This is a genomic window from Dysgonomonas termitidis, from assembly GCF_042654545.1.
GTDB lineage: Bacteria > Bacteroidota > Bacteroidia > Bacteroidales > Dysgonomonadaceae > Dysgonomonas > Dysgonomonas termitidis.
On the sequence record NZ_JBHSGN010000018.1, the window covers coordinates 1 to 11,826 of the forward strand.

General features: G+C 40.4%; 8 protein-coding genes. 2 read left to right on the forward strand and 6 right to left on the reverse strand.

Going from position 1 to position 11,826, the window contains the following annotated elements:
* Nucleotides 1-186: 186 nt before the first annotated feature.
* From ACFO6W_RS02885 to ACFO6W_RS02905, 5 genes are all read right to left on the reverse strand, one after another.
* Complete coding sequence (locus ACFO6W_RS02885) at nucleotides 187-837, reverse strand: M50 family metallopeptidase (protein WP_379993822.1); 651 nt, start codon at nucleotides 835-837, stop codon at nucleotides 187-189.
* A 17-nt stretch (nucleotides 838-854) separates the two neighbouring features.
* Nucleotides 855-5,021 carry an FtsW/RodA/SpoVE family cell cycle protein gene (locus ACFO6W_RS02890; RefSeq protein WP_379993823.1) on the reverse strand — a complete coding sequence of 1,389 codons (4,167 nt, stop codon included), beginning with the start codon at nucleotides 5,019-5,021 and terminating at the stop codon, nucleotides 855-857.
* A gap of 881 nt (nucleotides 5,022-5,902) precedes the next feature.
* Nucleotides 5,903-8,326 carry a TOTE conflict system archaeo-eukaryotic primase domain-containing protein gene (locus ACFO6W_RS02895; protein WP_379993824.1) on the reverse strand — a complete coding sequence of 808 codons (2,424 nt, stop codon included), beginning with the start codon at nucleotides 8,324-8,326 and terminating at the stop codon, nucleotides 5,903-5,905.
* A gap of 631 nt (nucleotides 8,327-8,957) precedes the next feature.
* Nucleotides 8,958-9,230 carry a hypothetical protein gene (locus ACFO6W_RS02900; RefSeq protein ID WP_379993825.1) on the reverse strand — a complete coding sequence of 91 codons (273 nt, stop codon included), beginning with the start codon at nucleotides 9,228-9,230 and terminating at the stop codon, nucleotides 8,958-8,960.
* A 66-nt stretch (nucleotides 9,231-9,296) separates the two neighbouring features.
* Nucleotides 9,297-9,533, reverse strand: a complete 237-nt coding sequence (locus ACFO6W_RS02905; protein ID WP_379993826.1) for a hypothetical protein — start codon at nucleotides 9,531-9,533, stop codon at nucleotides 9,297-9,299.
* 254 nt (nucleotides 9,534-9,787) lie between these two features.
* Here ACFO6W_RS02905 and ACFO6W_RS02910 point away from each other — a divergent pair, with 254 nt between their 5' ends.
* Together ACFO6W_RS02910 and ACFO6W_RS02915 are read left to right on the forward strand one after the other, a co-directional pair.
* Entirely contained in the window at nucleotides 9,788-9,964 is a 177-nt protein-coding gene (locus ACFO6W_RS02910; protein WP_379993827.1) for a hypothetical protein, read from the forward strand.
* An 877-nt stretch (nucleotides 9,965-10,841) separates the two neighbouring features.
* Nucleotides 10,842-11,267 carry a hypothetical protein gene (locus tag ACFO6W_RS02915; RefSeq protein ID WP_379993828.1) on the forward strand — a complete coding sequence of 142 codons (426 nt, stop codon included), beginning with the start codon at nucleotides 10,842-10,844 and terminating at the stop codon, nucleotides 11,265-11,267.
* A gap of 113 nt (nucleotides 11,268-11,380) precedes the next feature.
* On the opposite strand, the gene ACFO6W_RS02920 is transcribed toward ACFO6W_RS02915, so the two are convergent.
* Entirely contained in the window at nucleotides 11,381-11,554 is a 174-nt protein-coding gene (locus tag ACFO6W_RS02920) for a hypothetical protein (RefSeq protein WP_379993829.1), read from the reverse strand.
* Nucleotides 11,555-11,826 lie beyond the last annotated feature (272 nt).

The following is an 11,826-nucleotide window of genomic DNA, read 5'->3' on the forward strand; positions in this document are numbered from 1 at the left end:
TGGTATTTCAGGTCACTCTCGTTTACGATGGTTTCGCGCAATACACGGATAGCGCGGATATAACCCAACCCCTTGTGGCGCACTTTATAGACGGTAGCGAATGCGCCCTCGTGGGAGGTACTGCTGCTTAAAATTTCATATTCGCTTAAAAATAATTGTGACATGATTATATGGTTTAATTGTTATTTATTGTGTTATGAAATTAAAAAAAGCCTCTATATCATACCAATAATCTCTGACCGACGTCTGAAAGGCATAGCTTAGTCCTTTTCTTACAGTCAGCAAAATCACTGCGGAATTGAAAAGTAAAAAAGCGGTTATGAACAAGTAAGATTTTAAATATCCCTGGCTTTGAATATCAGTTTGATATGGTCGTATTTGCTTAAAAAAGGCAACAGCATGAAAGGCTGCTGTCAGGCCTGTAAGCAAATCAAAAACATACAATGCCTGCCTTTCGCCAATCAAACGCAAAAGCATCAGGACGTAAGTATATACCGGCAGGCAGTATGGCGTAAGCGCAATGAAAATACCACCGTATCGCCCACTATGGTAAATCTCTCCTCCGTTGCCATCACTTGCCCGGAAGGAGTGAATCTTATGTCCGAACAAAAAGCCTGCAATAGTATGGGTAAGTTCATGCGTAAAAGTCTGCAAAAATTCTTCGTTCTTCTTTAAAAATTTACGGGCAATAAAATATACCACTACACCTGCGGCAAACCATGCAAACAGTTTATAATGTGAGATGCTCCACCATACAATGCTGCAAAATTGCCTGGCTGTAAGTATGAGGAAGACGGATAGCAGTAAATAAACAAATATTCCTTTTAAATTTTTCATCTCGGTTCAGCCATTGGTTATTCTTTAGTCTGTGCCCAGAATTCTTTCACTAAGTCTGCCGCCAATCGTGCGGCAGTACCGCTTTTAACGTTTTCTATACGCACAGCTACCGCTATCGTACCCTGTTTTTTTGTATTTTCCACAAAAAAGATATACCAGCCGTCATAATCCGCTTTATGGTTGGCCCGCTTTGTTATTTGGGGCGTCCCTGATTTTCCGCCTACATTTCCGGGAAATAGTTTACGTCCGGCGCTTTCATTTTTCATATAGCCTTTTAAAATTTCGGCAAGGTTTTTATCTACTATTTCCGTTTCGTTCTGTTCGGGAATATCCTCAACAGTTGTCATCACATATTTCGTATCTTTCAATATACCTCCGTTGGCAATGATGGAAACCACTCTTGCCATTGACAAAGGCGTTGCGGAAATAGGCGATTGCCCCCATGCCAACTGAAATTCGCCATCATTTAGCTTTCTGTTTTGTCGTTCTGCAACATATTTCTTATATTTAGTTGTACCTTTTACAGAAAGTTTATCCATTTGCTCATGGAAATTCAGATAATCATCTTCCTTATCGTTTTTATAGAAAACATATGGTAAATCGAGGCCGACCCTTATTCCAGTCTTCCAGTAAATACCGGCTAATGGTTCATACAAATTTTTGTCGTTTACCAGTTTGATAAAATATACATTGGAAGATTTCACGATAGCATCATGCATATTTACTTCTTGTCCATTGGGCTCTTCACCGTTATCACTATGGATAATTTCTTCCGGACTTACATAATATCTTTCTTTTTCCGCATCTTTTCCAAGTTTGATAAATGATGCCAAAGCCGACATTACTTTTGCCGTAGATCCTGGTGCTGTTGGCTCAGTCATACCTAAATCCCTGTCTGTAATGATTTCTTTAGGTTTATAATCTTTGTTTTCGTAAAATGCTTTCAATTGGTTTGGGTCAGGAAGCGGATAATTTGCCGAAGCGAGTACCTCCCCGTTTTCCGCCCCTAAAACGGCCACTGAAACACGCGATTGCCTGTGGAAACCAGCAGCCTTTTCTCGAATAAACTGTTGCAGCTTTGTTTGTAATGCAGCATCTACGGTGAGGTATATATCGCGTTGTTTCCGGTTTTCGGTTTCATTATGCTCCCTGACTATATCCCCGTTTATCCCGTCTTTGAGCATATCCACAATCAAGTCTGGATAGTGATAAAAAACGAATTCTTTTTCTATCGGTTTATCATTTAAAAATTTATTACCGGGTAATTTTGTGGATAATTTTATTTTTTCAGGTTCATTATCGAAACCTCTTAAATAGTTCAGGTGCCGGCGTTCGGCAATATATCCCCTTGCGCTTTCGCCCTCGTCCCATAAAAGCTTGGAATTAAAATCGCCCGTCCAGAAGAACATATTGTTGCCGAAAGGATAATAGCGTTGTTTACGCATTCCGGCTTCCTTTGTATAGATCGTGTCGGCAACGCCTGCTGCGGCAAACTTCTCTTTATTTTCTTTTATCCTGATGGAATCAGCGCTATTAGTTGCTAAAATCACTCCGTTTCTGTCATAAATAATCCCTGCATCCAGGTTTTTCATCAGCAAACCGATGCGCGGGTTATATTCAACCATCCGCTCGCCTTGCCGTGTGACGACAAAAGCCGGTTTTACAAGTGTATTATCCCGCGTAAAAATCTGATAATTAGCCAACACACCCAATAATACCAGTGAAAAAGCAGTATATGCCATACTAGCCACGCCAATAATCGTATCGTACCTTTTTGTAGTATCATTCTTTTGAAGATTTGAACCACGGTTTCTTGAAATAGACAGTATAATACCGAAAGCAGCCAGGTTAATAATTAAACTAACCTTGCCATAGCTGAGGAAAGGCACAGCGATACCGGTCAATGGAATGAGGCCTACGCTACCCAGGGTAATGATAAGGAATTGTATACCTGTTACAATAGCAATGCCCGCAGCCAGGTAAAAGAGAAACGGTTGTGCCGCTCGACGTCCTATAAGCAGGCTTCGATGCAGTAGGATAGCCAGGCAGAGCACGATAAGCAACAGCCCTATCCATCCTAATTCTTCGCCAATACTTGTAAAAATCATATCGGTATGGAATGCTGGTACTAAATTAGGGTTTCCTTCGCCCAAACCTTGCCCCCAGGTACCCCCTGAAGCTAAACCCCACAAGCCTTGAACCACTTGATCGCCTCCGGTCACATCATTGTTCCAGAGATCGGTGTATATGGCATTCCGGTCATGTAACCGCTCCCCGACATTCGGGATATTTTCGCCGAATATGAAGGCTGCAATGACTAAGTTGAGGAAGATAGTGCTTTCATAGATTTGTTTTTTTATCATACCATAAGCTATCCACAATACAAACCAAAGCAGGGCAAATGTGGCCAGAATCGTCGGCGACCCGCCAAAGAACTTAGAGGATACACATAGTACAAGCGCAAAAGAGGCAGTACCCAGGATTAATTGCGGAAAATCCTGTCGTGCTACAGAATAGATAATAATAAAAGTGAGAGCCAATACAAGGGCCGGGCCCATATCCCCCAAAAACATATAAATACCTAGCAAAACGCCTATTCCGGCAGCAATCATCGAAATGTTTAAGATCCGCCTCTTAATATCCGTTATTTTTAAGAAGTAGTCTGCTCTCTTTGCAAAGAAAGCCGCTAAAAACAGTACGACTAAATATTTGGTAATTTCGCTAGGCTGAAAGAAAAACAGGTTTACTTTCACGTCACTACCTTCGGGCCCCGAACCAAAAGGAAAGAGCGAAAAAGCAAGCAGCAAGGCTACAAACAGGTAGCCAAAGCCATCGGGAATTTTACAGGCTGATTGATATACTTTCACACCCAATGGATATATTTTTCGACCTGATATGTGGAATCTTAAAACTTTCCTTAAACAGGTTAAAAACAAATCAAAAGGGATGGTAATCCGTTTTCTTTTGGTTTTAATTCCACTTTGTGAATTAACAAATTTCAAGAAATTAACCTCAGAGCACAAAGCCATCAAAATCACACCCGCTATGATACCTTTCGCCATATCCTCCCCAAGCATTTTGTCGGTAAGAGGATCATGAATAGCATACATGATAACTAAACAGATACCGGTTAAGGTCATTAACAATGGTAAGATAAGCGGGTCGGCCTCTTTTTTACGGGCAATCAAAAAGAAATGCAGACCCCACCAGACCGCAAAAAACAGGATAATATATTTTACCAGACTGTCAATAAAATCTTGGGGCGCACGGACAGTTACAGTAGAATCTTCTTTTATCTGGGAATAAGTAAGCGGGTCGATTAAGCGTATTGTATGTGCCTTTTGAACGAAAGAATATACTTGGTTTCCTCCTAATGTTTTTCCGTTACCAGTTCCTTTCGATGAGCCATATTCAAAGCCTTTTCGTATAGGTAAGACACTATAATATCCGTCTTTTTTCAACCCGGTAAAAAACGCGGTACCATGTTTGTTTGTTGTAGCATACCCGATAATGGTATCTTTCGCCACATATATAGTGTCTTTATTTTTATCTATTCCTGCTGCAAGCCAATAGTGTTTTTTTAGTTGCACTATAACATTCGGGATATCTTTAATGTTTTCCTTTCGAAATTTTGTAAACCACGAAACCGAATCGATTTTTTCTTGCACTTTTACAATTATGACACAATCCCCCTCTTTCAAGTCCATAGAATCATGAGGTAAGGGCAAAGTTTTATAAAGACTATCCATGTTAGTAGTTCCATGTAAAATTCCACGGGATTTATCTACTTGTGCACGCAATGCTTTCCCCCCGATCATTTCAGCGGAGTCAGCCGATATTCTAAATTTCGATAAGTTCAATGCTCCCAAATTGGGCAAAGCTTGTCCTTGTTCCAATTTGTTATGAATAATATTAGCTATGGCTTCTGCATCTTTTTTATCTGAAAAATAGTTATTGATTAATAAAAGTCGCGACAACTCATTAGGTTTAAATCCTTTTTTAAGTACAATAACAGATTTATTTTTCAAGCCATTGTTTATATCTGTAAATTTCTTTTCCTGATTGATGTATAGCGTAAAAAATGCCAATACGATTACAACAGATACTAATAGCAATGTGATATGTTCTAATTTGCGATTGCGGATTTTAGGTTGTTCTCCTTCTCCTAAAAGAATGTTTTTCATAACAATAATTTTACATCTTGTTTGCTCTAAATATTTTTTGAATTTCCACCATGTCTTTTTGTATAGTCTTTACAGGAATTCCCCATATGCTTACACTGTCGTAGCATAGCTCCACTTTTTCAATCGCAAGGTATATGAACCGATGGGTTAAATACGCTAACGTTGAACGAGATCCTGTAATTCTTTAACTTTTTTAACTGCTGATTGATAAATGAAAAGGTTCGTACCTGAAAATACATTGCGGACTAAAAAACGGGAGCATCATTTTATTTTTTGAATAACATGTATTTTTCTCCGGTGAGATAAGCTGAATGCATGAAAAACTAACTGCCGTTTTTTGACAAAAGGGAGATCGGTTTAAATAGTTTGTGTTCATACAAATATGATTTTAATTTGTTTAATAACTATTAATTGTTAACTCGCTTACAGTGTAGTTTTGTTTGCGTTCAAAGATAAAGAAAATTATTAAAAACGAAGACTATGTGTTTTAATTATTTAGCATATAAATTAGATATTATATTCTAATACATAAAGTAGTTTTCATGCCGACTCAAAACAATTAATCATATTATATAAATTTTCCGGCAAGATTCAAAAAAATATCAACTGGAAGTCTGGTTTCACTAACAAACCCCGCCTGATACTTAATTGAAAAAAATCGATGCTGGAACAGACCTGGACAGCGACCTTAGTATTGCTAACATATACGCCGGCCAGATAGAAAATACTGATGCAGAAAATGTAAAAATAAAGAACACAAACGCATATATAAGCCTGGGATATAAGTTCTGAATCCTGTGCACAATCCTTAAACAAAGGCGGCTCCTGAACGGTGCCGCTTTTGTTTTATATTGTATTTATTAACAGGAAACCCGGCCTGTTCAGGGAAAAGGGAATAGCTGTTGTCCCGTACTTTCTTCCTGCACGACTTTATATCCCATTTGCTTGTAACCCGCCAGGCGTTTCCGGTACATCCGTTCCAGTACAGGCACATGCCTGTCCACATAATCATATATCCTGACTTCCTCTTTTCCCGAATAGTTACGGTGTAACCTCCCCGCATATTGGGCTAATGTGCCTTTCCATGCAACAGGAGTAGCCAGGAAGAGGGTATCCAACCGGGGGTAATCGAATCCCTCCCCGGCGTATTTCCCTGTGGCGACGATAACAAGCGGCTCGTCCTCCGGTATCCCGGCAAGGCGGGCGGTCATATCCTTCCGGGCTTTTGCGGAGGCGGAACCGGTAAGGGTCAGGATATGCGTACCGGAAGCCGCTTCCTGTTCAATCATTACCGCCAATATGATTGCATGTTCTTTCCGTTGGGTCAGGATAACAGGCGTCCGGCCAGTTTCAACGGCTTTTATCACATCGAGGATTATTTGCCGGTTGCGTGTATTATCCTCGCAAAGGGAAGCATATATCTGGGTGATGTGCCATAGTGAATCATCCGGGGTAGACGGTATCCCGAATGTGGTAAAGCGGGGGGTAACGGAATGCATAAAGCCCTGCTTTTGGGTATGCGACTTTGTATCGACCGTATAGCGGATGGCCCCGCAATACATGAATACAAGCGGATGCTGCCCGTCACGGCGGACGGGTGTAGCCGTCAATCCGTATACATAGCGGGCGTTAACCGTACTAAGCACCTTTTCATAGTTCAGGGAAGAAGCATGGTGGCACTCGTCCACGATAACCATACCGTAACCTTTGATCCGCTCTTCGGCTTCCCCGTTAGCAACAAGACTTTGAACCAGTGCAATATCCACGATACCTGCCGGGTCTTTCTTACTTAAGGACAGGAACTCCCTGACTGCCTTTTTCCATTGCGCTTCCAGTGTATGCAGGTGTACCAGAATGAGGGTCTTGCATTTCCGCCGGGCGATAAGCGCCATGCCGATAACGGTTTTCCCGAAAGCCGTCGGTACGGAAAGGACTCCGTTTTCATATTCCGATAATGCATTAAAGGCTGCCTGTTGCTCCGGAAGGAGTGTTCCCCGGAAACTTATACCGGCAGTTTCACCATAAGTCCTTTTATCCTCAAAGATGTAACCGGCGGATGACTTGTCCAATAGTTCCGTAAGGGAATTGCGGCAACCGCGGGGGATTCCCAGATAACCGCTTGTTTCATGCTGCGAATATATAATACGGGGCGTGTCGTAAGTCGAGACCCGCATTTTTTGTTTCCTGTAAAAATCCGGGTTCCTGAATGCAGCAAGGCGCTTGATGTGGTTGAGGGCATATTGGCTGACTCCTTCTTTCGCTACATACAGCATGTTGGCTTCCACAATAACGAGCTGTCCCGGAAAATCACTTGCCTTCAACTGTATTTCCGCCTTGCCCGGCTCCCATGGCTTTGGATGGTCTTCCTCTTCCCCGTCAAAAGCCTCAGCGAGTTGTCCCAGTTCAGGCTCATACCTGAATAGCGATAACAGCGTTGAAACTCCGGCAGCGCTCATTTTGCGGATGGAAGACAGGTATGCCCACTGGTCGGGATAAGGCTTGAAAGCCGCATCGACAAATTCGCTGTTCCCTTTTTGGCGTGATGAACCTTGCAGCGGCAGCGCAATCAGGTTGCCGAAACCGCCGGAAGGCATAACGTCCTGGTTCGGGAACATCCGGTCATAGGAGGAGAAACGGATCTCATGACGGATATTCATGGCTTTGGTCAGCAGTATATTTCCCATCTTCCGGGCCGATGTTGCAGGAAGCGCTTCATCGAAGAATATCCAGGCATGGCCGCCGTTACCCGAACGGGAACGCTCTATAGCAACAGGGACTTCCAGTTCCTCACAAACCGTACGGAATGCGGCGATATCATCCGTCCAGTCCTTTTCATCGAAATCGACAGCCAGGAGCCGGCAGGTTTCATCCGGCAGGAGCGGGTAAATGCCTATAATACCATTCCCGGATTCATCCCTGTTACGCAGATGACGTTCGATAACCCCGTCCGTTAAGGGCAGGAGTACCCTGTTTTTGCAATTCCTGCATTTTATTTCCGGCTTTTTGCATAATACCTGATCCCATTCATTTTTGCAGGCAGGTACATAAAGCCCCTTATCCAGCTTCTTATTGTAATAGCGTTTGGCATAAACATCCGTCCGGCCACGGAACAGCGACATGAATAATTCGATTTTTTGCCTGGGTGGACTATGTTTGTTGACAGGTGAACCGGAGGACGGGTTTTCCGGAGGGGAGGCAGGTTCAGGTGGGGTCAAGGCATAAAGCAGTTTATCTTTCTCGGCAGTCAGCGCCGCTATTTGCCCTTCCAGTTCGGCAATCCGTTTTAAAAGTCCGGCATGATCCATAAACCTGCGTCTATTCAGTTAACTTTCACCTGATTTTTATATTCTCCCTGCAAACATATCGTTTTATATAATACTGTACAAACATTCTCCGGCTAAATATCACTGCCTGTTTGGATAAGGCTTTCATTCCGGGACATATGTTGCGCTCTTACAGGACAATATTAAAGTAAAGTAAGGATAGTATCCTGCCCGGAACAGGAGTTGCCCTTTTCAACCGAAGGTATTTAATTTATTGCTTGCAAATTGCTTTGTCTTGCTGGTGTGACACCTTTATTTTACCACTTTATTGCTTACATGTTGTCTGTTATTTTAGGATAGTTGCTTGCAAATTGTCAAATTCTTGTAGTAATTGTCCACTTGGAGATTCAGATATCGTCTATAAATTAAATATCAGAGTATTCTGTATTTTTTCCTTTCTCTTATCGATAGCTTGATATCTTTTCATATCAATTTTAATTTCCGTAAAACTTTTCGATACGTATGCTGTTTAAAGAGTCTGGTTTTGTAAAGTTTGTGTTAAGGTTGGGAAGTTAACGAAGTGATTTTGTGGACTTCCTTTTTTGTTTAGATTGGGTTTGAATCTAAGAATAAAGCAAATAAGGCTGTAATGGTTCGATTACAGCCTTATTTCTTACAAATTTCCCTCAATGATCCTTCCGGTTTCCCATTTATATTGGCAACGGTTATATCTCTCACCCCGGCACACCGGGCAACTGCACGCTGTACGAACCGATTTATAAACCGGATTCCAGTTTGCCTTGTACAGTTCAATCCAACGGGGATTACAGGTAATTTCACCGTCCAGGATAAATGAGCCGCCATAAGAAGCTTCCAGCTTCATTTTAGCAGCATAGAGCCTGTCCCGTTGTCCAATCCTCCACAGTTTGTTTCTTTTTTCCATCATCACGTTCAATTATAGTTAATATGAACGTGGATATTACCCTAAACTCTCTTAAATCAATAACTGTCCTCATTTCCTCATTAATTTTTCAATGAACCGGCAATCATAGTCCCAATAGCGTTTCCCGTCACCGGCGAAACTCCAGACATCCATAACTTCACGCAGGCGGGAAGGTAAATCTTTCCCCTGTTTCAGCAAGACCTTACTTTCCCGGCGGAACAGGCGGTTACAAATGCGTTTATCCGCTTTTTGCGATTTACAACAGGCAATCGTACTTACAGGTGTTCTTTTTCTGCTTCTACTCATTTTTCTCATAGGTTTATGTCCCGGATAAATCCGGAACAAATGAATACCTATAAGACTTTTAGATGAAATTCAATCATAATTGATAATTTTTAAATGGAAATAGCTTCCGTGTATTTATAGCTTATTTGGGATTACGCCTATCTCTGGACATTTATTATTTGATTCTTTAGAGTCAAAGCTTGCATCAGTATTAAAGCAGGTTGTTACACACTGCAAATATAAAATTTTAATTTATAAAAATCCATATTTTCAATATGTCGAATCAACCGGAACCCGTTTTGTCCTGTATCATAGGAATAAAACCGGTGTGCGGTAAACTACCGGTGTGGTATTACAAGGTGGTTGCTTCCGGTTACAACTACCTGTTACTTATCAATCGTATGCTTCACCTGTATAGTATATCACACATCTGTTATAATCCGGTTGGGTAGATGATTACTTCTGCTGATATTGTTGATATAAGACTATTGATAAGTTGTTGCTGCCAACCTTGCACCTGTTACACCTTGCTTACTAATAGATAGCCACTTCCTATTAAACTATCCTGTATAGATTACTGGTTGCTTGCAAATTAATAAGGCTATTGCTGCTTTTGGTTGCAAAAATCTTGTATCACTGTCTTTGTCCTTGTTATGCACAGGTCACAGAACCAGGAATAAATAATACAATAATCTTACTCCTTCCTATAATGGACGGCAAGGGATTATATGCCTCAACAAATGTGATTTACAATTAATTACATTTAAGCTGTTTTATAAACTCCTGTATTTATCAAATAGAGCGGAATAGAATTACACAGACTATCTAATGACCTCTACTGTCCTGCTGCTTAGATATTGCCCTTGTTGCTTCCATCAGCTATAGGCAGTAACACACAAGCAACTAACATAAACTAAAAGCAACACCGGACAACAGCTACAACCGTAAAAATGACTGGGAACCAGAATGGATGATTATTCGCATGGTACACGGAAAATTAAAGCAAATTATATACAGATTCCTCTATCAATACACTATACATGTCGATAGAACTACCTTGTTTTGTTTCACAGCCCCTCTTGCGGATATCCCCGAACTACTGAAACGATATGAAATCCGGGCACAAGACAAATATTGCGCAGTTCCCGGATATAATAACAAAAATGGATTGAATTGATTGAATTGTTTAAGCATATGTAATCAGTGCTTATTGATACGAAAATGGAGAGAAAAGATATTTACTTTATCAAAAGTTACAAAAAGTTATTATCTTCGGTCTATGTTTAATTATTCTTTTTAGACTATGGGGGTAATCTAATATTTTTTAATATGAGAAATATAGGTAATGGTACAAAAACAATTATCGGAGCTATTTTCGGGGTTATATTTGCTGCTTTGGGTTTTCATTTAACAAACAGGCTCATATATGGTAGTCCGGAATCTGCCTTAAAGGAAGAGATGGATAAATATAATAAGCAATTACCACAAAAATTAGATGCATATAGTGTATTGGACAGTGTCTCAATGCCCTCTTCCATGATTGTAAATTACCATATTACAGTGGATGTATTGAAAGAAGAGGTAGATTATGATTCTGTCAAAGAGAATATTGTACCTAATCTTTTAAACAATGCAAAAAATGAGGCGGGACTCCATTCATTCCGTAAAATGAAAATCACGTTGCTTTATAAATATTATGACAATAATGGGGACATATTTTTCGAATACGCTATCACGCCAGAGATGTATCAATAAAAAGTGATAGCTTCGTTTCCTTGATATATAAATGTTATTAGATACAGTTCCGGTCTTGTTTAAATTTTAAATAAGTACAGGCTATGATGAAAAATCCTAAGTAACAACACCCGTTATTCCCTTTTATCCTTTTTACCCCTTAACACCAATACCTGTGATATAACGATAAGCATTGCCGAAACCAGTTGGGAAATAAAGGACTTTAGGGATATTTCACCGTTGCTGAAATTCCAGACTGAACAGGTTACAAGTACTACAGCTAAGGATATAAGTATCTTATTAATCATAACTAATTTTTTTTCAAATGTAAATAATACCGGTTAAAAACAAAGAATATGAAAATCTGCTACGATTCTTTGACAAAATAGGATACAACCTATCCAGAATATAGGGCTGGTGTGAATAATGTTGCTACTGTCAACCTTGCATCTGTTACACCTTGCTTACTAATGGATAGCCACTTCCTATTAAACTATCCTGTATAGATTACTGGTTGCTTGCAAATTAATAAGGCTATTGCTGCTTTTGGTTGCAAAAATCTTGTTTCTGCTCCTTTACT